Annotated in this window: 16 protein-coding genes; 9 read left to right on the plus strand and 7 right to left on the minus strand. The window is 42.7% G+C overall.

Translation table 11 applies throughout. The annotated features are described in order from the left end of the window. Positions 1–3,603, minus strand: coding sequence for an urea carboxylase (gene uca, locus CDG62_RS06395; RefSeq protein WP_087528109.1), 3,603 nt, complete (start codon positions 3,601–3,603; stop codon positions 1–3). 20 nt (positions 3,604–3,623) lie between these two features. Beyond that, positions 3,624–5,453 (minus strand): allophanate hydrolase, encoded by a 1,830-nt coding sequence (gene atzF, locus CDG62_RS06400; RefSeq protein ID WP_087528108.1) that lies wholly within the window; start codon positions 5,451–5,453, stop codon positions 3,624–3,626. A 348-nt stretch (positions 5,454–5,801) separates the two neighbouring features. Between atzF and CDG62_RS19300 the strand changes: the two genes are divergently transcribed. Further along, complete coding sequence (locus tag CDG62_RS19300) at positions 5,802–6,269, plus strand: hypothetical protein (protein WP_162904008.1); 468 nt, start codon at positions 5,802–5,804, stop codon at positions 6,267–6,269. Positions 6,270–6,535: 266 nt separating this feature from the next. Here CDG62_RS19300 and CDG62_RS06405 read toward each other — a convergent pair whose 3' ends face one another. Then, positions 6,536–6,760, minus strand: a complete 225-nt coding sequence (locus CDG62_RS06405) for a helix-turn-helix domain-containing protein (protein WP_087528107.1) — start codon at positions 6,758–6,760, stop codon at positions 6,536–6,538. Between the two features lie 55 nt (positions 6,761–6,815). Here CDG62_RS06405 and CDG62_RS06410 point away from each other — a divergent pair, with 55 nt between their 5' ends. Next, the gene (locus CDG62_RS06410; RefSeq protein WP_087528927.1) at positions 6,816–7,748 is read left to right on the plus strand and encodes an IS5 family transposase; all 933 of its coding nucleotides are present in this window, start codon (positions 6,816–6,818) and stop codon (positions 7,746–7,748) included. Between the two features lie 366 nt (positions 7,749–8,114). Here the strand turns inward: CDG62_RS06410 and CDG62_RS06420 are convergent, their stop codons facing one another. From CDG62_RS06420 to CDG62_RS06425, 3 genes are all read right to left on the minus strand, one after another. Then, on the minus strand, positions 8,115–9,398 hold the full coding sequence (locus CDG62_RS06420) for a ribonucleotide-diphosphate reductase subunit beta (RefSeq protein WP_087526395.1): 1,284 nt from the start codon (positions 9,396–9,398) through the stop codon (positions 8,115–8,117). A gap of 137 nt (positions 9,399–9,535) precedes the next feature. Next, positions 9,536–9,673: a hypothetical protein gene (locus CDG62_RS19305; protein WP_162904012.1), complete on the minus strand. Its 138-nt coding sequence runs from the start codon at positions 9,671–9,673 to the stop codon at positions 9,536–9,538. Between the two features lie 125 nt (positions 9,674–9,798). Continuing rightward, positions 9,799–12,630: a ribonucleoside-diphosphate reductase subunit alpha gene (locus CDG62_RS06425; RefSeq protein WP_087526394.1), complete on the minus strand. Its 2,832-nt coding sequence runs from the start codon at positions 12,628–12,630 to the stop codon at positions 9,799–9,801. A 595-nt stretch (positions 12,631–13,225) separates the two neighbouring features. Between CDG62_RS06425 and bfmR the strand changes: the two genes are divergently transcribed. Continuing rightward, complete coding sequence (gene bfmR, locus CDG62_RS06430) at positions 13,226–13,942, plus strand: response regulator transcription factor BfmR (RefSeq protein ID WP_004695375.1); 717 nt, start codon at positions 13,226–13,228, stop codon at positions 13,940–13,942. A 36-nt stretch (positions 13,943–13,978) separates the two neighbouring features. Continuing rightward, on the plus strand, positions 13,979–15,643 hold the full coding sequence (gene bfmS / locus CDG62_RS06435; RefSeq protein ID WP_087526393.1) for a sensor histidine kinase BfmS: 1,665 nt from the start codon (positions 13,979–13,981) through the stop codon (positions 15,641–15,643). A 50-nt stretch (positions 15,644–15,693) separates the two neighbouring features. Here the strand turns inward: bfmS and CDG62_RS06440 are convergent, their stop codons facing one another. Then, positions 15,694–16,050 carry a hypothetical protein gene (locus CDG62_RS06440; protein ID WP_004695379.1) on the minus strand — a complete coding sequence of 119 codons (357 nt, stop codon included), beginning with the start codon at positions 16,048–16,050 and terminating at the stop codon, positions 15,694–15,696. Positions 16,051–16,542: 492 nt separating this feature from the next. On the opposite strand from CDG62_RS06440, the gene CDG62_RS06445 reads away from it, so the two are divergent. From CDG62_RS06445 to nuoF, 5 genes are all read left to right on the plus strand, one after another. Then, positions 16,543–17,091 (plus strand): NADH-quinone oxidoreductase subunit A, encoded by a 549-nt coding sequence (locus tag CDG62_RS06445; RefSeq protein ID WP_004695380.1) that lies wholly within the window; start codon positions 16,543–16,545, stop codon positions 17,089–17,091. Positions 17,092–17,097: 6 nt separating this feature from the next. Next, on the plus strand, positions 17,098–17,775 hold the full coding sequence (locus tag CDG62_RS06450) for a NuoB/complex I 20 kDa subunit family protein (RefSeq protein ID WP_004695382.1): 678 nt from the start codon (positions 17,098–17,100) through the stop codon (positions 17,773–17,775). 86 nt (positions 17,776–17,861) lie between these two features. Next, the gene (gene nuoC / locus CDG62_RS06455) at positions 17,862–19,649 is read left to right on the plus strand and encodes an NADH-quinone oxidoreductase subunit C/D (RefSeq protein ID WP_087526392.1); all 1,788 of its coding nucleotides are present in this window, start codon (positions 17,862–17,864) and stop codon (positions 19,647–19,649) included. 13 nt (positions 19,650–19,662) lie between these two features. After that, a complete protein-coding gene (gene nuoE, locus CDG62_RS06460; protein ID WP_087526391.1) occupies positions 19,663–20,172 on the plus strand; it encodes an NADH-quinone oxidoreductase subunit NuoE in 510 nt (169 codons plus the stop codon). Further along, positions 20,169–21,500 carry an NADH-quinone oxidoreductase subunit NuoF gene (gene nuoF / locus CDG62_RS06465; protein ID WP_087526390.1) on the plus strand — a complete coding sequence of 444 codons (1,332 nt, stop codon included), beginning with the start codon at positions 20,169–20,171 and terminating at the stop codon, positions 21,498–21,500. Before nuoE ends, nuoF begins: the two co-directional genes overlap by 4 nt. Positions 21,501–21,507: the final 7 nt, after the last annotated feature.

Consider the following 21,507-nt stretch of genomic DNA (forward strand, 5'->3'; position numbering starts at 1 on the left):
TTATTCCATATAAACTAAAGGTTCGCCGCTATGAACGGTTTGCCCAGCCCGACAAATAATGGCTTTGACAATACCGTCATCTGCTGCATATACAGGTAATTCCATTTTCATAGCTTCAATAATAGCAATGGTTTCACCTTTTTTCACAATCTGACCTTGTTCCACTAATATTTTCCAAATATTGCCAGTCATAGATGCATTGAGAGCTGAATAGGCGCTATAGTCTGTTTCATCAGGTGCTTCTGTGATTAGGTGGTCTTGTTGATCAAAGCTTTCCTTCCATAGGCTGACCTCAGTACTAAAGGCCTGTTGTTGCTGTGCTTTAAACGCCGTAATACTGTCCTTTTCATCTTCCAGTAGTTTTAAATAAGCGGCATAGTCAAATTCAGTGTCTTCAATTTGGATCTGTGCTTGACCATTTTCAAAGTCAGCACGCCATTGATCTAGCTCTAACTCTGAAACAGGGAAGTATTTAATTTGGTCGAAGAAATTTAAGAACCATTCTTTGTCGCCAAACTGTTTGTTCTTTTTAAATTTATTCCAAATGGGTAGAGTGCGTCCCACCAATTGGTAGCCTCCGGGTGAATCCATACCGTAGATACACATATACATCCCGCCAATACCCACGGTGCCTTCGGCAGTAAATGTCCGTGCTGGATTGTATTTTGAACTTAAGAGGCGATGACGTGGGTCAATTGGCACAGCACATGGGGCGGTAAGGTACACATCACCGAGGCCTAAAATCAAATAATTGGCATTGAAAATAATCTCTTTGACTTGTTCACGACTATCTAAACCATTAATACGCTGAATAAAATCGACATTGTTCGGTAACCACGGTGCTTTAGCGCAAACACTTTCTTGATAGCGCTCAACAGCGCCCAAAGTTGCACTGTCTTCAAATGCCATGGGTAGATGAATAATCCGTGAAGGAATCTTGAGTTGGCTTAAATCGCCCATTTGCTGTTCGAGTTGCAGTAAGAAAGCAATCAACTCATGCTGTGGAAGAGTGAGACCATCATATTTAATTTGTAGTGAGCGCACACCAGGAGACAGCTCCAATATTCCAGTCACATTCGCTGTTCGGATCAGTTGCATCAATTGGTGGACACGTAAACGCAGTGCCAAGTCTAAAACGTTATCACCATATTCTAATAAAATATAACTGTCACCCGCTTGGCGGTACACCGTGCGTGGAGACACATCAGTTGCATCTAGATGGGCGAGAATTGCAGATTGTGGAATATTATTGCTTGTTAGTTCAGTTGCTAGGACAGCATGAGTGAAATTTTGCACACGTTCAATTTGCTGTTGCTCTAGGGCATTGGCCTGCTCAACTGTTAGCGGATAGAAGCTGATTTTATCGTCAGCTTTAAGTTGACCGACTTTCCAAAGTTCAGCTTTAGCAATGGTTACAGGGCAAACGAAACCGCCGAGACTTGGGCCATCTTTGGCCAAAATGACAGGGAAGTCCCCTGTAAAGTTAATCGCACCAATGGCATATTCGCAGTCATGGACATTGGATGGGTGGAGTCCTGCTTCCCCCCCATTTTCACGTGCCCACGTTGGTGTTGGTCCTGATAGACGGACACCCAGTCGATTGGAGTTAAAGTGTACAGTCCATTCGGAAGCAAAAAATTCTTCTATATATTCGGGTTTAAAAAAATCAGGTGCTCCGTGTGGTCCATATAGCACGCCAATTTTCCATTCGGTGCCATAGTTTGGAATCAGTGCAGGAGATAATGCTTGAGGGTCTTGTGTTGCTAACGGGGCATCTTGATTAGGATGGGCTGTATTAATGAGTTTGATCATGTCACCTGCACGAAGCACCCGTCCTGCATGCCCGCCAAAGTTACCTAAAGCAAAAGTAGAGCGACTCCCCAAGTATAGGGGGACATCGAGTCCATGGCGAACTGCTAAATAGCTACGGCAACCAGACTCGACCTGTCCTAAGCTGAGAACCTGACCCGCCTGTACATGAATGGGTTGCCAAAAGGCAACAGTTTCATCATCTAACTGGGCAGGACAAGGCGCACCTGTGAGCGCAATCACACTATCTTGATGGAACTTCAGACTTGGCCCTTGTAAGGTAAATTCGAAACCAGCCGCACTAGCATCATTTCCTACAATTTGATTGGCCAATTGGAACGCATAGTCATCCATTGGACCTGAAGGTGGCACACCGATATCCCAGTAGCCGATACGTCCTGGAAAGTCTTGAATTGAGCTTTGCGTACCAGCCTGTAAAACTTCAATCACATTCGGCACGTAGTCAAAGTCATCCAACAGACGTGTCCAAATTTGCATTTGTGCGAAGCGTTCATCAGAGATCACGCTATGCGCATAGTCCAAGTTGGTGCTGATGCCATTTAAGCGTGTTTGGGTTAACACACTTTTTAGTTGGTCAATGGCTTGTTCACGCGTATCCGCATGTACGATAATTTTGGCAATCATCGGGTCAAAATATTGCGAAATTTCTGTTCCTGTGGAGACCCAAGTATCGACGCGACAGTGTTCTGGAAATGAAACCTCGGTCAGGACACCAGGGCTGGGTTGGAAGTTCTTAACAGGATCTTCTGCATAAATCCGCACTTCAATTGCCGCACCTTGCGGCTGTATATTGTTGAGCGCTGTCCAATCCAAGACATCACCTGCCGCCACTTTAAGCATGCATTCAATCAGGTCTAAGCCCGTCACCATTTCAGTAACAGGGTGCTCTACTTGTAGACGGGTATTGACTTCAAGGAAGTAAAACTCATCTCGTGCAGCATCATAAATAAACTCAACTGTACCTGCACTGCGGTAATTGACCGATTTGCCGAGTTCAACTGCCGCTTGGTGAAGTTTTTGGCGTGTAGCTTCGGGAAGGTGAGCCGCAGGGGTTTCCTCCACCACTTTTTGGTTACGACGTTGCAGTGAGCAATCTCGTTCACCCAGTGCAACCACTTGACCTTGACCATCACCAAAGATCTGAACTTCGACATGGCGCGCGCGGTCAACAAAACGTTCTAAAAACACGCCTGAATCTTTGAAAAATTGTGCGCCTAAGCGTTTGACACTTTCATAAGCTTCAACCAATGTCTGTTCATCATCACAGCGTGTGAGGCCAATCCCTCCGCCACCTGCGGTACTTTTTAACATGATGGGATAACCAATTTCTGTAGCTGCAGAAATTGCTTCTTCTAAGCTTTCAAGTAAGCCTGTACCTGGTGTCATGGGAACCTGAGCTGCGGCGGCAAGTTCACGTGCACGGTGTTTCAGGCCAAACTCTAAAATTTGTGTCGCTGTGGGGCCCATAAAAGCAATATTATTTTTTTCACAAGCCTCTGCAAATTCAGCACTTTCTGATAAGAAGCCATAACCAGGGAAAATAGCTTCGGCGCCTGTTTTTTGTGCTGCTTGAATCAGCTTTTCAATACTCAAATAAGTATCTGCTGGTTTTAATCCTTCTAAGGCAATCGCAATATCTGCATCTTTGACATGTTGTGCATAACGGTCACTGTCTGAATATACAGCAACGCTGGTCATCCCCAGTTTTTTTAAAGTGCGAATTGCGCGTACGGCAATTTCGCCACGGTTTGCAATCAATACAGTTTTAAACATTTTAAAATTCCTAAATTTTACTAAGCTTGTTCTACTTTTGAATTGTTACGGTGCTGGATATAGGCGCGCCAACCACCAAAATGGCTGATATTTTCAGCATCGTTCAAACCATAAGGCTCACAAATAAAACCTTTAACCCAACGACCATCGACCAGTTCGACATTACCCATGCCTAGCGGGGTTGGAATCTCAGCGACAAACTCTCCAAAACGCGCTGTTGGCACATCCCAAACCTCTACAATGATTTGTTGGCCGTGTTCTGAAACTCTTGCTAGACCTGGCTTTGGGGGAATTGTTCCGTTCAATGCAAATAGGGCGTAGTGCTCAGCGGTCAGTGTGGTTTCAACAAGTACTGCATCACGTGTAAGCAGTTGGAAATTCAGAGGCATTCCAGTCAGGTGTGCTCCAACGACTGCAACTCGAATGTGATGTGCAGAAGGACTGTGTCGCAACGTTGGAATTGCGGAGAATCGGTCGAGTGCACCTAGTTTTAAGTTCAAATGTGCCTGCCAAATTTGTCCAAACTCAATCAGGGCTTGGTCATACCATGCAGGTGCAATTAAGCTAATTCCGAAGGGTAGGCCGTCGGCGCGGAATCCAGCAGGCAATGCGAGTGCGCTTAAGTCAGCGAGGTTGGTAAAGTTAGTATAAGTTCCAAACTGAGAATTAAAGCCAATCGGGGATTGCGCCATTTCTGCAAGAGTGTGAATAGTTGGAGAAGTTGGAACGATCAATGCATCAAATTGAGCTAAAGTGTCTTGAATTTTTCGGCTTAAGTCTTGTTTTAAATACTCTGCGTTGTAGGCATCGACTGCACTAAAATCATAACCTTTTTGAATAATTTCACGGACTGTGGGGTCGAAAACCTCGGGTTGCTGCGCCAATAACTCAGCAACAGCCGCTGTGCGTTCTGCTACCCATGAGCCTTGATAAAGTTGGGCTGCCAATTGTTCAAATGTTGAAAAATCAATTTCAGTAATTTCAGCACCGAGAACTTTTAACTGTTCTAAAGCCAATTGAAAGGCATACTTAGCTTGGTCATCTCCAAAGAACTCAAGTTTATTGGGAATAGCAAAATGTGGTTTTCCAGAAAGTTTAGCTGGTGCTGTTTTTGGATGCTGGCGGGAGTAGCTATCTAGTGCATCGTACTGTTCGAGGGTTTGAGCAATGATGTTTGCATCGGTTACTGTTAATGCGAAAATTGAAATACAATCCAAGCTTTTACAAGCGGGTAATAAACCACGATTTGAAAAACGGCCTTTAGTGGGTTTTAAACCGACAATGTTATTAAATGCCGCAGGGACACGACCAGAGCCTGCGGTGTCGGTTCCCAGTGCAAAGGGGACTAAGCCTCGAGCAACCACACTTGCTGAACCAGAGCTAGAACCTCCACTGACATAGTCAGCATTAAACGTGTTACTGACCGCACCAAAAGGAGAGCGTGTCCCGACAAGCCCTGTTGCGAACTGGTCTAAATTGGTTTTTCCCACAACAATTGCCCCTGCATTTTTAAGCAGGCGAATGGTTTCCGCATCTTGCATAGCAACAGTTGTTAGGGCCTTGCATGCGGCTGTGGTGACGAATCCAGCAACATCGATGTTATCTTTCACTGCAAACGGAATGCCGTATAAAGGCAATTCCTTGCTGAGGTCTGCGGCTTGATCTGCTTTTTGCTTTAAGGCTTCAATTTGTTGGGAAAGTATTTCTGTGGTAGCAATTGAAATCCATGCATGATCAGGTTGTGGTAATTGCGCTACATAGTCGATTAAATCTTCAAGATGAATATCTTGGTTCAGATAAGCAGTTTGCCATTCTTGAAGTGTCCAGCCAATGCATTTGTTCTGACTCATTTTTTGCATTCCAACTTGTATACATGATGGAATACAAATTGCAGAATCTATGCCAATCTAATTAATTTGATTTGTCTCTTATAATAGTTTTTAAAAATCATTGGTTTAATGTTGGGAATTTAGGTTGGTTGGCTGATTTTAGTTGTTTTTAGAGCTGCACCAAAACATGCGCATGAGGGAGCTAATGGTGCTTTTTATGATCAAGTTTGGGGTGCTTGACGTTAAAAGATTTAAAAATAGAGTTTAAATCATATTCGTTTTTAATGTGAAGGCTTTGTTGTACAAAGCCATTCTTAAAGGCTTACGCATCTCAAAATTATATTGTGGAATAAGCCTTTAGAGGTGTGTTTGTGCAACAAAGTCTATTACATCAGAGGATGGTTTATCTATGAAGAAGGAATTTATCAATTAGTTGATGCAATTAAGGATATTAAAGGAATTACGTCTATAGAGGAAAAAGAAGGTGTTCTATGGATTCTTTCTTATAAAAAATTGATTCGATTCAATGGAGATGTATGGGAAAGAATTAAACATCCACTTAACGATCCGACTGATCATCAATTCACAAATAATGTTCAGGGTCGAGAGCATTGCCCGCGATCAGGCTATTGGTACACTACAGCAAAAAAATCGAGAAGATTTTTTAATCAAGGTGACATTTCCCTGATTTTGAAAGTGATTGGGTGGATGTGTACTGGCAGTTTGACGGTGAAGATTAATTTGAATTTTAAACTTTTTGATCTTAGTTCCTTGATTCTTGATTTATTCGGGATACACATGGCTATTCAAACTTTACTATCCAAAAGACTTAGTTGACTATACTTGAAGCCAATATGCGCCTTTAGATCAACAAGTTAATACTATAATCAAAGAATTACCATGATTTGTTCCTAATAGAAAAAGGCTGCAAATAGCAGCCTTTTTCTATGACAACAGATGTGTCGCGTGAGGACCGCTGAAAGACAAATGGTGTGAGATTAAATTATTCAATAATATCAATGGAATTTTAGTTTTCATGACATTCGATCTCAACTTGTTATGACAGATAAGTTAAGATTTTCTGAGAATTTCTGACAGATAATTTAAGATTTTTTTTGCTTACTCCGAACACCATAGCCAGCTTCTAATAATTTTTTAACATCATCTTTTTTAAAGAGTCTTATAAAGTACTTATCATTGCCGTAACGATGTGCTTGGACTAAGCCTCTAGCGGTTAAATTAGTAATGTGAGTTCTATGCATACCAAGATAATCATTTGCTTCTGAAGCTGTAAAAAAATCACTATGTATTTCTAATACCTTATCCACCGGCTTTGTTGCACAAAGCTGTTCTTAAGGGCTTCTTCAGCAATATAATTTCCAAATGAAGAAGCCTACACACAAAATCTACCGCACAACCAATTGGCCCGCATATAACCGAGCTCTCATTAATCGTGGGAATATTGCCATTTGGTTCGATCCAAAAACACAATGGTATGCAGAACCTCAAGGCAAACAAGGTCGAAGTCAAACCTACTCCGACATAGCGATTCAATGCTGTTTGATGATCAAATCTCTATTTAGACTTACTTTACGCATGGTCACTGGCTTTGTTCAAAGCTTAATTAAACTTTGTGGATTAGATTGGACAGCACCAGATTACAGTACGCTTTGTAGAAGACAAAAGCATATTGATATTGCAATTAGTTATCAGAAAAACAGTGATGGGCTTCATCTACTCGTAGACTCTACTGGCTTAAAGTTTTTGGGCGAAGGTGAATGGAAACGTAAAAAGCATCAGTCTGAATATCGTCGCCAATGGTGTAAACTTCATATTGGTATAGATGCTAGAACCCTGCAAATACGAGCCGTTCAGCTCACGACCAACAATGTAAGTGATTCACAGGTGCTTGGGGATTTACTCAATCAGATTCCATTGGATGAGCAGATTGACTCCGTATATACCGATGGCGCTTATGACACCAAGCAATGCCGACAGGTCATTGCAGATCGGCAAGCACATGCAGTGATTCCACCTAGAAAAAATGCCAAGCCTTGGAAAGATAAAAAAGTTCATTCGCTAGAGCGAAATGAATTACTTCGCACTGTTAAACGTTTAGGCAGGACACTATGGAAAAAATGGTCGGGCTACCATCAGCGAAGTCTGGTTGAAACCAAGATGCACTGCATCAAATTATTAGGCGATAAACTCAGTGCTAGGAACTTTCAAAGCCAAGTCAACGAGGTACATGCTCGTATAGCCATTTTAAATAGATTTACAGAATTAGGCCGACCTCATACCCAAGTTGTCACTTAAATTTGAGCAACTTAGGAAAGCTCTATCTTTAAGGGCTTTATGCAACAAAGCCTATCAAAACTATTTTTCCTTTCTTGATTTTTGATTGCTTCATTTAGCACTGAGTCTAGTAAGACATGTCTAGTTCTAGCTTGAGCTCTATTTGCAGCAGAGCGTGCTTCTGATCGTGTAAAAAATTTCATATTTAAAATTCTTGTTAAGTGTTAAATATATCTCTTGATTAAAAAAAAGAGCCTAAATTTTAGACTCTTTTTAGATGAATTTCAGTTGTCGCTTTCTTTGAGTATGGTTTAGCGTTTTTGAAACAATCTCAAAATATGTGTCAAAAATCTCACATCAACTGTCATTCAGCGAGGACTTTTTACCTTACCAGCTCAACGCACCGCCAGTCTGATAATCTGTCACACGCGTTTCGAAGAAGTTCTTCTCTTTACGCAAGTCCATCATTTCAGACATCCACTGGAACGGGTTGTTCACACCAGCAAACTGCTCAGGCAAGCCCAACTGTGCTAAACGACGGTTACAGATGAATTTTAAGTATTCTTCCATCATCGCAGCATTCATACCCAACACACCGCGTGGCATAGTGTCACGTGCATATTCGATTTCAAGCATCGTACCTTCAAGAATCATCTGGACGATTTCTTCTTGGAACTCAGCAGTCCACAAGCTTGGGTTTTCGATCTTAATTTGGTTAATCATGTCGATACCAAAGTTCAAGTGCATAGACTCATCGCGTAAGATGTATTGGAATTGCTCAGCAACACCATTCATTTTGTTACGACGGCCCATCGACAAGATTTGGCTGAAACCACAGTAGAAGAAGATACCTTCAAGAACACAGTAGAACGCGATTAAGTTGCGAAGCAAAATTTGGTCGTTTTCAGGCGTACCAGTTTTGAATGAAGGATCACTCAAAGACTGTGTATATTTTAAGCCCCAAGCTGCTTTACGCGCGACTGATGGTACTTCACGGTACATGTTGAAGACTTCACCTTCATCCATACCTAAAGATTCGATACAGTATTGGTAAGCATGTGTATGAATCGCTTCTTCAAAAGCTTGACGCAAAATGTACTGACGGCATTCAGGGTTGGTGATGTGACGGTAAATTGCCAATACCAAGTTATTTGCAACCAATGAGTCTGCTGTAGAGAAGAAACCAAGAGAGCGCATAACAATGGTACGTTCGTCTTCAGTTAAGCCATTTTCAGACTTCCAAAGCGCGATGTCATGGTTCATGTTTACTTCTTGTGGCATCCAGTGGTTTGCACAACCGTCTAGATATTTTTGCCAAGCCCATTCGTATTTGAACGGTACAAGTTGGTTTAAGTCCGCACGACAGTTAATCATGGCTTTGTCATCAACTTGTACACGCTGAGCGCCCATCTCAAGTTCTTCAAGACCAGGTGCAACGTCCAAAGTTTCTAGGGAAGCAGATGCTCTTGCCAACGGATCGGCTGGATCTGTTGCTCGCACTGAACGGGTTCCAGCGGATTGTGGAGCTGCCACATTCTTCTGTGGTTGCTCTGCAGTAGATACCATCTGCGGATCAGCCGCTTTTTGCGGTTCGACGGGCGCAGACTTGTGTTCAGGTGCAGCCGGTTTTTGCGAATCATCTTCGAAATCGTCCCAACTTAGGATTGACATATCAATTCTCTCTACGTTGCTTTATATCTTTTATTGACATCCAGCAAAGCTGAGATGTCCTACTATACGCTTAATTTGTGAAAGCAAAATTAAGTTTTGCCAATCGTTACTCTAAAATGATGTCTAGAGCATGATTCTCATGACTTATTTTGCTTTCGCTTTTTAGCTTGATTGACTTTCACCCAAAAATAGGCGATTGGCATATAAAACAAAACCACAAAGGAAATCACCAAGGTCGCAAGACCTAACATATAGTTATGTGTCATATGGAGCATGGTGGGTTCCTAGGTCGTCTTTAATTTTTTAATCTCCCTAAGTCCCTCTTTATGAAAGAGGGACTGTCACACCTCAATAAGTTTGGTGTAATTCCCCTCCTTTTAGGAGGGGTTAGGGGAGGTTATTACTGACAAGCCTCACAGTCTGGATTGTCAATTGAACATGCCATTGGCACTGGAGCTGCTTGACCGAAGCCTTCATCTTCAGCAACCACTTCTGGTTTAACTTCCTGTGCAACTGCTGCAACAGGCGCTGCCGTTACAGTTGCAGGTTTTACTGCATTCAAGGCACCCGTGTTAATGGTCGATTTTTCGGCAGATGTTGCACCTAAAGCACGGAGGTAATACGTCGTTTTTAAACCACGCAACCAAGCCATTTTATAGGTCAAGTCCAGTTTCTTACCGTTTGCACCAGAGATGTAAAGGTTTAATGATTGTGCTTGGTCAATCCATTTTTGACGACGTGATGCAGCATCCACAATCCAGCGTGGCTCAACTTCAAACGCAGTCGCGAAGATGGCTTTAAGCTCTTCAGGAATACGAGAAATCTTCTGAACTGAACCTTCAAAGTGTTTCAGATCATTTACCATCACAGAGTCCCACAGACCACGGTCTTTCAACGCACGTACTAAGTACGGGTTGATCACAGTGAACTCACCTGACAGGTTCGATTTTACATATAAGTTTTGGAATGTAGGCTCAATCGACTGAGACACACCACAAATGTTTGAAATGGTCGCGGTCGGTGCAATTGCCATCACGTTCGAGTTACGCATACCGTCTTTTTGAACTTTGGCACGTAAAGTGTCCCAGTCCAAACGTTGAGTGCGGTCAACTTCAAACATACGCTCAGGACGTGATTTTGCAACAAGGTCAAGTGAGTCAATTGGTAGAATCCCTTGATCCCACAGTGAACCTTTAAATGTCTCGTAAGTGCCACGCTCAAGTGCGAGATCGCTTGATGTTTGGATCGCATAGTAGCTGATCACTTCCATCGACTCATCAGCGAAGTCTACTGCGGCATCAGAACCATAAGCCAGTTGCATTTCATACAGCGCATCTTGGAAGCCCATGATACCCATACCCACTGGGCGGTGTTTCAAGTTTGAGTTTTTCGCTTGAGGAACTGCATAGTAGTTAATGTCGATTACATTATCGAGCATACGAACCGCTGTTTTTACTGTACGTGAAAGCTTTTCACGGTCTAACACACCACCTTGAACGTGTTGTACAAGGTTGATCGAACCTAAGTTACATACCGCGATTTCATCTTTGCTTGTGTTTAATGTGATTTCTGTACACAAGTTAGAAGAGTGAACTACACCAACGTGTTGTTGTGGTGAACGTAAGTTACATACGTCTTTGAATGTGATCCACGGGTGACCAGTTTCAAACAACATCGACAGCATTTTGCGCCACAAATCTTTTGCACGGATTTTCTTGTGCAACATGTTTGTTTCTTTTGCAATTGCTTCATAGTGTGCATAACGCTCAGCGAATTCTGCACCTGTTAAGTCGTGTAGGTCTGGTGTTTCAGACGGCGTGAACAGTGTCCATTCTGCATCTTCAAAAACACGTTGCATAAATAAATCAGGAACCCAGTTTGCTGTGTTCATGTCGTGGGTACGGCGACGGTCATCACCTGTGTTTTTACGTAGCTCTAGGAATTCTTCGATGTCCAAGTGCCAAGTTTCAAGGTATGCACACACAGCACCTTTACGCTTACCACCTTGGTTAACCGCGACAGCAGTATCGTTCGCCACTTTAAGGAATGGAACAACACCTTGTGACTTACCGTTTGTACCTTTGATATACGAGTTCAAAGCACGAACAGGTGTCCAGTCGTTACCTAAACCGCCTGCCCATTTAGACAACATTGCGTTATCACGCATCGCGCCATAAATGTCATACAGGTCATCATCAATGGTGGTTAAGTAACAGCTTGATAATTGCGGACGAAGCGTACCTGAGTTAAACAGGGTAGGCGTAGATGCCATGTAATCGAAGCTAGAGAGTAAGTTATAGAATTCGATTGCACGTTCTTCACGGTTTGCTTCGTTGAGTGAAAGACCCATCGAAACGCGCATGAAGAATAATTGTGGTAATTCGAAACGTACGCCATCTGAGTGGATGAAGTAACGGTCAAATAATGTCTGTAAACCTAAGTACGTAAATTGGTTTGAGCGTTCTGGTTGAATCGCTGCGGCCAATTTCGCAAGGTCAAAGTTAAGAAGTTCTGGTGAAAGTAGGTCTAGCTCAATACCTTTCTTCAGGAATGTTTCTAAAGCATCGCCTTCAGATGTGTCTTCAGACAAGCCAAGGAAAGTTAAACCTGTTGCGACCAATTCATCACGAAGTAGGCGAGCTGTCACGTAGGTATAGTTTGGTTCTTGTTCGATACGCGTACGTGTTGCCATCATCATCGTGGTTGCGATATCAGACGCTTTTACACCGTTGTAAAGGTTTTTGATTGTTTCATCGATGATCGCTTGAACATTGATGCCTTCTAAACCTTCAGCCGCTTTTGTTACAGTTGCTTCAAGCTTACGCATGTCAAGTGGTTGAAGCTGACCATTGGCGTCAGTAATTTGTAAGGTCGGATGATGGTTTTCACCTGCTTGTTTACGTGCATCAGCACGTTGATCGCGGTAGATGACATACGCACGAGCAACTTTCTGTTCACCTGTACGCATTAGCGCAAGTTCAACTTGGTCTTGGATTTCTTCGATGTGAATTGTACCGCCAGAAGGTAGGCGGCGACTGAACGTATTTAATACCATCTCGGTAAGTTGAGAGATACGATCGTGGATGCGGCTTGAGTCAGCACTTTGTTGGCCTTCAACAGCCAAAAATGCCTTACCAATGGCAACAGAGATTTTTTCTGCGTCAAAGCTGGCAACATCTCCAGTGCGTTTAATCACCTGAATTTGACCAGGGGTTGAATTCGATACGCTCATGCTAGCATAGCTCCATTTTGTCATCTATTTTTATGTCTATGGACCGTTTGAACTGGGCAATTTTTATGCCACAGTGTTTGAGGTTTAAACACAAGACCTAGTGGTTTAAAAATTAATTGAACACAAGATACGGGAAAATTCAGGGTAGATCAATATTGACATTTTATTAAATATTTTGATTGATCTGGTCTCGAAAAGATCTTAAAAAGATCCCTTTTTTATGATTCTTGTATTAAGCCTTATTAGACAAGGCGATAGCATAACAAAGCTCGGTTTAAGTGCTTATAGATAACATTGTGGATAAGTTCAAAACAGACAAATGAGAGAGTTATAAACTGTTCAAACAGTGACTTGGTATGAAAAATCGCCATTTTGTAAAGAAACGTTTCTTTTACATTGGTTGGATATACAGCAAACCTCAGAAAGTGCTCATTTGGAGGCTAAAAAAATGTATAACAAAATGCTACTTTGATGTATCAGTTTGGTGAACGAGATCTTGTTTACAATGTAAACGTGTGTATATTGCAAAATATATCAGAGCGTATCCCTTGGATTTTAAAGGATACGTTAAGTCGTCAAAATAAAGGGGCACTCCATGAGCCAAGAAGAAAAGTTACCAAAAATTTTAATCGTAGAAGACGATGAGCGCCTAGCTCGCTTAACTCAAGAGTACCTGATTCGTAATGGTCTTGAGGTTGGGGTAGAACCCGATGGTAACCGTGCCATTCGCCGTATTATTGCAGAACAACCCGATATGGTGGTGTTGGATGTGATGCTTCCAGGTGCAGATGGTTTAACCATTTGCCGTGAAGTTCGTCCACATTATCATCAACCGATTTTGATGTTGACTGCACGTACCGAAGATATGGATCAAGTGCTTGGTCTAGAAATGGGTGCAGATGATTATGTGGCAAAACCAGTTCAGCCACGTGTATTACTTGCACGTATTCGTGCCTTATTACGTCGTACTGACAAAGCGCCTGAGGATGAAGTTGCGCAACGTATCGAATTTGATGATTTGGTGATTGATAACGGTGGTCGCTCAGTGACTTTAAATGGTGAGTTAGTTGACTTTACCAGCGCTGAATATGACTTGCTGTGGTTATTGGCTTCAAATGCAGGTCGTATTTTATCACGTGAAGACATTTTTGAACGTTTACGCGGTATTGAATATGACGGTCAAGACCGTTCAATTGACGTGCGTATTTCACGTATTCGTCCAAAAATTGGTGATGACCCTGAAAATCCAAAACGTATTAAAACGGTACGTAGTAAAGGCTACTTATTTGTAAAAGAAACCAATGGTCTTTAAGCCGTTTATTTGATTCGTTAAAACGGGACATTTTTAGTGTTCAAACACAGTATATTCTTGCGTATCTATGCTGGGCTGGTAGTGTTAGTCGCTATTGTTGCCCTCATGGGGTATTTGCTTGTACAAATTATTAACTATCAGCGAGTGCAAGAATATCGCGAGTCTTTAACGGACGGGATTTCCTTTATTATTAGTGAAGGTGTATCCCGTCAGACCAATGCGCAGCAAAAAGCAGATTGGATTTCAGATGCTTCAGATTTGCTGGAACTGCCGATTAATATGATCCCTGCCGATAAGGTGGATTTGAGTCGTGCGGAGTTAAAGCGGATCAGTGAGCGTAAAGCGGCTGTGCGTTATGATGCGCAAACGCAAGTGGCGTACCTGATCATTGGTCTAAAAGATGATCCGAATCATTTACTGTATATTAAAGTAGATAAAATTGGTGAGTTGCAAATGAAAGCACTCCCGATTTTTATCCTAGATTATTTGGTGTATTACCCAGGTCAAGAAGAAGAGTACTTAGAAAAAGTACAGAAACATTTCTCTTATCCTGTGCAGATTGAAGAAGTACAAAATCTGGCTTTAGAGTCGGAGCAGATTGGGCGCTTACGTTTAGATCATAGCGTGATCTTATATCGTGATAGTGCCTCTGTACGTGGCACCACCATTTCTATTGTGTCTCCACCTTTACCAAGTTCACCGAGCAAGGTTTTGGTATTGGGGCCTGTACCTATTTTTAACTGGATGCCGTTTCAGCTTGCAGCAGGGATTACCTTGTTGAGCCTGTTTGTGCTGAGTTTGGGGGTGTATGGCTTACTTGTACCGATGCAGCGTAAACTGCGTGAGGTTAATTACGGTTTAAACCGTATGAAAGCGGGTGACATGACCCTACGCTTGCCTGTCGATGGCACAGATGAAATGGCCAGTCTAGCCAATAGCTATAACAGTATGTCAGACCATATTCAGCGTCTCATTGAGGCGCAGCGCGAACTGATGCGTGCGGTATCACATGAGCTTCGTACACCTGTTGCTCGGATTCGTTTTGGTATGGAAATGTTGGCTGAAGAAGACGACTATGAATACCGTCTTCAGCAAGTCGATATGATTGATAAAGACATTGAAGCTTTAAATACCTTAATTGATGAAATCATGACCTACGCTAAGTTGGAGCAGGGTACACCATCACTGGATATTGAAAGCATTGTGTTGTTTGAAGTCTTAGATCAGGTGGTGGTTGAGACGGAAGCCTTAAAAACCCAGAAAGAAATTCATTTAAATGCTCCTCCTTTAACCTTAACGGTTGAGGCTGAGCGTCGTTATTTACACCGTGTGGTACAGAACTTGGTTGGTAATGCGGTTCGTTATGGCGACCATCAGGTGTTGGTTAGTGGTGGTATTAATGAAAGCGGTATGGCCTATGTTTGTGTTGAAGATGATGGGCCGGGCATTCCAGAGGATGAGCGAGAGCGTGTTTTTGAAGCATTCGCACGTTTGGATGATAGCAGGACTCGAGCATCGGGTGGTTATGGTTTAGGTTTGTCGATTGTGAGCCGAATTGCCTATTGGTTTGGTGGTAGCGTTAAAGTCGATCAAAGCCCTAGTCTCGGTGGTGCACGTTTTACTATGACATGGCCGGCGCATCGCTTTAGTAAGTCTAAAAAGAAGTACAGTGTCAAAGATAGTGCAGACTCAAAAAACTAAGCATTAAAAAAGCACCGAAATTCGGTGCTTTTTTTATTTTTCATGCTGACTTATTCTTGGATGCTGGCATCGGGAGAAATAATCTGCTTGCCTTGTTTTAGGCTTTCAAGCGCATCTGCATTAAAGTCAATCAATAATGAGTTGTTTTGCGTATCTATGCCATAACGGCTAATGAGCTTTTGATCACCATTTATCGTTTCAATTTTATATTCATCCACAATATTCATAATGCCATCAAGGTTGGTGGTGGCTGAAGCTTTATCTTGGCGAAAAAGTTCATAAATGTCGCGTAAATCAAAGATGGCATTATTGGCATCGGGGTGTTTACGAACATAAGTTTCAACATGGCGAATAAGCAACTGGGCAAATAAAAAATAGTTAGGTTTGTGGGTGAATTCCAGACTCATGTGGTGCTCCTTATTCTTTGTTCTTGGTTGTCTATATCAATAGCATAAGAAAACGCCATGTGCATTAACTGATTGGGGTGATTTGCAAAAAAATACAAAAAATATGAGTGACTTAATCTACTTTTGTATTTTTTAAAATCAGCACAATACAGTGGTTGCTGGGCTGTGTTTTTTAAACTGCTGATTGTGTGATTGTTATCGGAATGAGGCTGAAAAATGCTTTAAAGGCTTTGTTTAAATATTGAAATTTGGAAAAATAATAGAATAGTAGTGTTTTATTAGATAAAACGATTGGTTTCGAAATAAAAGGGCTTCCATCGAAAAAATCTCAAAAAACGAAGATAAATCATCCTAAAGACGAAGGTCTATAAGCTAGCAACTTACGTCAGCAATCGGGTACAATTGGCGGGATTAATTTTGTGTTTGGTGTATTTGAAGGCCAATACATGCATTCTTTGTTAATAAATTAGGCCTGCCAGGAGTTATCCCCGCATGAGTGCCATTACTCCATACGAATGGGCAATTATTGCCTTCGTGATCGGCGTTACATTTCTTTGCGTCTTTATGCTCACTGTCCCATTACTCCTTGGGGGTAAGTCATGGGGCCGTGCAAAGCAAGAGCAATTTGAATCAGGTGTGGTTGGTGCTGGTGGCGCACGTATCCGCCTGTCAGCAAAGTTCTATTTGGTTGCAATCTTCTTCGTCGTATTCGACTTAGAGGCGCTTTACCTTTACGCATGGGCTACATCGGTTCGTGAAGTGGGTTGGGTGGGTTTCACCACTGCAGCAGTATTTATTTTAGTTTTACTCGTTGGTTTGGTTTATGAGTTGTCTACAGGTGCGCTTAATTGGTCACCTTCTGACAAACGTAAAGCAGCAGGGATTAAACCTAAAGTTGGTTCTCCAAATATGAATCTTGCAGAAATTACTCGCTTTAATTCAATTGAAGAGTTGGTTATGGACCCTACAGGTCAAATCCCAGCTCAATCATCTGGTCGTGTGAAAGATAAGTCACCGGCTAAATCGTCTGATAAGGAGTAACTCGGGATGAAATATACATTAACCCGTGCGAATCCGGATGCTGATCAATATCCACTTCAAGAGCGTCAAATCGTAACGGATCCGCTTGAAGAAGAAGTGAATAAAAATGTGTTCATGACTCGTTTAGAGGACGTAGCACATACAGCAGTGAACTGGGGTCGTAAGAACTCAGTTTGGCCGTTTAACTTTGGTACATCTTGCTGCTACGTAGAGTATGCAACGACTTTAACAGGCGTGCATGACTTGTCGCGTTTCGGTGCCGAAGTAATCCGTGCTTCACCTCGTCAGGCTGACTTGATGATTGTTGCAGGTACATGTTTCGTCAAAATGGCTCCAGTTATTCAACGTTTGTATGAACAAATGTTGGAACCGAAGTGGGTTATTTCAATGGGCGCATGTGCAAACTCTGGCGGTATGTACGATATTTATTCAGTTGTGCAAGGTGTGGATAAAATCATCCCAGTCGATGTTTATATTCCAGGTTGCCCACCCCGTCCAGAAGCATTAATCCAAGCATTAATGTTGTTACAAGACCAAATTCAACTAGAGCGCCGTCCACTTTCTGCCGTGATTGGTGATGATCTTAAGCCAGTGTATAAGCCAAAGATGATGCCAGAACGTGACCGTAAGAATGCTGAACGTATTGCAGTGAAAAACTTACGCTCTATGGATGAAATTAAATAATTTAAACGATAAATTTTGATGCACCCGGCTTGGGTGTAATTGTTGTTTAGGTTGAATGAATTTGTATTAAATAGGAAGCCAAGCCAATGGCTGAAACTGAAAACGCTATGCCAGAATCTCCGCAAGTTGATTCACGCCCAGCATTTGCAATTGTAGAAGAGCTCAAAACCAAATTTGGTGAGAACTTCTATGTGCAAACGACTTTTGAAGACTTTCCAACAGTCTGGGTTGAGCGCGCGCGCGTACAAGAAGTTTTAATGTTCTTGCGTACAGTGTCACGTCCATACGTGATGCTGTTTGACTTGTCTGCGGTAGATGAACGTTTACGTACACACCGCGACGGTTTGCCTGCGTCTGACTTTACTGTGTTCTATCACTTATTATCGCTTGAGCGTAATAGTGATATTCGTATCAAAGTTGCATTGAATGAAAATGATGTAAATCTTCCAACTGCAACCAATATTTGGCCAAATGCCAACTGGTACGAGCGTGAAGCTTACGATATGTTTGGCATTAACTTCGAAGGGCATCCAATGCTCCGTCGTATTTTGTTGCCAACCTATTGGGAAGGTCACCCACTTCGTAAAGAGTACTCTGCACGTGCTACGGAATATACACCGTATATGCAGAACCAAGCGAAGCAGGATTACGAACAGGAACACCTTCGTTTCGTGCCTGAAGATTGGGGTATGAAGCGCGGTAATGACGACGAAGACTTCATGTTCTTAAACTTAGGTCCGAACCACCCATCTGCGCACGGTGCTTTCCGTGTAATCTTGCAGTTGGATGGTGAAGAAGTGAAAGACTGTGTGCCTGATATCGGTTATCACCACCGTGGTGTGGAAAAGATGGCTGAACGTCAAACTTGGCATTCATTCATTCCGTATACTGACCGTGTGGACTACTTGGGCGGTTGTGCGCAAAACATGCCTTATGTGATGGGTGTGGAGCAAATGGCGGGTATTACTGTACCTGACCGTGCGCAATGTATCCGTGTCATGATGTCTGAATTGTTCCGTATCAATAACCACTTGTTGTATATCGGTACTGCGATTCAAGATGCCGGCGGTATGACCCCTGTATTCTACATGTTCGCTGACCGTCAAAAAATCTATGACGCGATTGAAGCGATCACGGGTTACCGTATGCACCCAGCATGGTTCCGTATTGGTGGTACAGCGCATGACTTGCCAAACAACTGGCAGCATCTGATTCGTGAAATCCTAGATTGGATGCCGAAGCGTATGAACGAATACTACACAGCAGCGCTTAAAAACTCTGTATTTGTAGGTCGTACGCGTAACGTCGCTCAATATGACGCGAAATCTGCGTTGGCTTGGGGTGTGACTGGTACTGGTCTACGTGCAACAGGTATTGACTTCGACGTTCGTAAATATCGTCCATACAGTGGCTATGAAAACTACGACTTCGATGTCCCACTTGAGTACGAAGGCGATGCGTATGCGCGGGTTCTTGTTCACTTCCGTGAAATTGAAGAATCACTCAAAATCGTGAAGCAATGTTTAGACAACATGCCTTCCGGTGCATACAAAGCAGATCACCCATTGGCTGTTCCACCACCTAAAGACAAGACTTTACAAGACATTGAAACCTTGATTACGCACTTCTTAAGTGTATCTTGGGGTCCTGTGATGCCTGCTGGTGAAGCATCTGTGATGGCTGAAGTGGTGAAAGGTGCATCGAACTACTACTTGACTTCTGACAAGTCAACGATGAGTTATCGTACCCGTATTCGTACACCAACCTTCACGCATTTACAGCAAATGCCTTCTGTGATTAATGGCAGTCTAGTATCTGACTTGATCATTTATTTAGCGACAATTGACGTCGTAATGGCAGACGTGGATCGCTAAGGGGTAACGCATTATGATGATTTTGACTGATAAAAAGCCACGTGTGAATGTTGAAGGGATTTTGACTACGGAAGAAATTCACGATATCGAACATCACATTGATCACTATCCGTACCCGCGTGCAGCCTGTCTTGATGCGCTGAAGTGTGTACAACGCCGTAATGGTTGGGTAGATGATGCACAAATGAATGCCATTGCGCAAATGTTAAGCATGAGCGTCGCTGACCTTGAAGGTGTAGCAACATTCTATAACCGTATCTACCGTCAACCTGTAGGTCGTCATGTAATTTTGCTTTGTGACTCGATTGCGTGCTTCTTGATGGGTGCGGAAACTTTGGCAGAAGCATTCCAGCGTGAATTAGGTATTCAGTTTGGTCAAACGACTGCAGATGGTCGTTTTACTTTGCTGCCAATTTGCTGCCTAGGTAACTGTGACAAAGGTCCTACATTAATGATTGATGAAGACACTCACGGTCTGGTTGAAGTGACCTCAGTGAAACAGTTATTGGAGAAGTATGTATGAATACCGAACCAAAACCAATTTATGGCGACGGTAACCCAGAAACTCATCCATTAACTTGGCGTTTGAGTAAACAAGAGTTTGTACGTAGTGCAGATGACTACGAAGCGCTTGAAGGTTATGCAGGCTTTAAAAAAGCAATCACTATGCCACCGAAAGACGTGCTTGAAGTCATTAAGGCTGCAACCGTTAAAGGTCGTGGTGGTGCAGGTTTCCCAGCAGGGATCAAATGGTCACTGATGGCACCAAATGACAACTCAGGTCCACGTTACCTGATTTGTAATGCCGATGAAATGGAACCAGGTACTTTCAAAGACCGTTTGTTGATGGAAAAACTTCCTCATCAATTGATCGAAGGTATGTTGATTGCGGGTTATACCCTTGAAGCAACACATGGTTATATCTTCATCCGTGGTGAATACATCGAAGCTGCTCAATACTTAAATGAAGCATTAGAGCAAATCCGTGCGAAAGGTTACTTGGGTGAAAACATCCTCGGCACTGGCTGGAACTTCGAAATGCACGTACATACCGGTGCAGGCCGTTATATCTGTGGTGAAGAAACCGCATTGATTAACTCGCTTGAAGGTCGCCGTGCAAACCCACGTACCAAACCACCATTCCCGCAAGTTGCAGGTGCTTGGGGTCGTCCTACGATTGTGAACAACGTAGAGACTTACAACAACTTACCAGCAATCATGTTGCGTGGTCCTGAATGGTACATCAACCTTTCTGCGGGTAAATCGAAAGATCCAGGCACCAAGATTTATGGTGCATCAGGTAAGGTGAAATTCCCTGGTTTATGGGAATTGCCATTCGGTACAACTGCACGTGAAGTAATTGAAGAGCATGCTGGTGGTATGCGTGATGGCCTTAAGCTAAAAGCTTGGTTACCAGGCGGTGCATCGACAGACTTCTTGGCTGCTGAACACATTGATCTTCCTATGGATGCGGAAAGCATCATGAAGGCAGGTTCACGTTTAGGTACGTGTTTGTTGATGGTGGTTGATGAAACCCAATGTATGGTTTCTGCTACACGTAACTTAGAAGAATTCTTTGCGCGTGAGTCATGTGGTTTCTGTACGCCTTGTCGTGATGGTTTACCTTGGGCAGTTAAAGCTCTGAAAGCATTAGAAGATGGCACAGGTAAGAAAGAAGATATCGATCACTTACAAGAGTTAACGCGTAAGTTATGGATTGGTAAAACTTTCTGTGCACATGCTCCTGGTGCAATGGAACCGTTAATGGGCGCACTTAAATATTTCCGTAGCGAGTTTGAAGCCAAGGTAGTAGATGCTGCCGCTCGAACTAGCAACGTAGAACAAGCTTAAGGAATTC

Source organism: Acinetobacter sp. WCHA55, from assembly GCF_002165305.2.
Taxonomy (GTDB): domain Bacteria; phylum Pseudomonadota; class Gammaproteobacteria; order Pseudomonadales; family Moraxellaceae; genus Acinetobacter.

Coding starts and splice junctions, on each gene's coding strand:
- CDG62_RS06420 (WP_087526395.1), bottom strand. CDS start 9,398: ATGTCAATCCTAAGTTGGGACGATTTCGAAGATGATTCGCAAAAACCG.
- uca (WP_087528109.1), bottom strand. CDS start 3,603: ATGTTTAAAACTGTATTGATTGCAAACCGTGGCGAAATTGCCGTACGC.
- nuoF (WP_087526390.1), top strand. CDS start 20,169: ATGAATACCGAACCAAAACCAATTTATGGCGACGGTAACCCAGAAACT.
- CDG62_RS06440 (WP_004695379.1), bottom strand. CDS start 16,050: ATGAGTCTGGAATTCACCCACAAACCTAACTATTTTTTATTTGCCCAG.
- CDG62_RS06445 (WP_004695380.1), top strand. CDS start 16,543: ATGAGTGCCATTACTCCATACGAATGGGCAATTATTGCCTTCGTGATC.
- CDG62_RS06450 (WP_004695382.1), top strand. CDS start 17,098: ATGAAATATACATTAACCCGTGCGAATCCGGATGCTGATCAATATCCA.
- CDG62_RS06410 (WP_087528927.1), top strand. CDS start 6,816: ATGAAGAAGCCTACACACAAAATCTACCGCACAACCAATTGGCCCGCA.
- atzF (WP_087528108.1), bottom strand. CDS start 5,453: ATGAGTCAGAACAAATGCATTGGCTGGACACTTCAAGAATGGCAAACT.
- bfmR (WP_004695375.1), top strand. CDS start 13,226: ATGAGCCAAGAAGAAAAGTTACCAAAAATTTTAATCGTAGAAGACGAT.
- nuoC (WP_087526392.1), top strand. CDS start 17,862: ATGGCTGAAACTGAAAACGCTATGCCAGAATCTCCGCAAGTTGATTCA.
- nuoE (WP_087526391.1), top strand. CDS start 19,663: ATGATGATTTTGACTGATAAAAAGCCACGTGTGAATGTTGAAGGGATT.
- CDG62_RS19305 (WP_162904012.1), bottom strand. CDS start 9,673: ATGCTCCATATGACACATAACTATATGTTAGGTCTTGCGACCTTGGTG.
- CDG62_RS06425 (WP_087526394.1), bottom strand. CDS start 12,630: ATGAGCGTATCGAATTCAACCCCTGGTCAAATTCAGGTGATTAAACGC.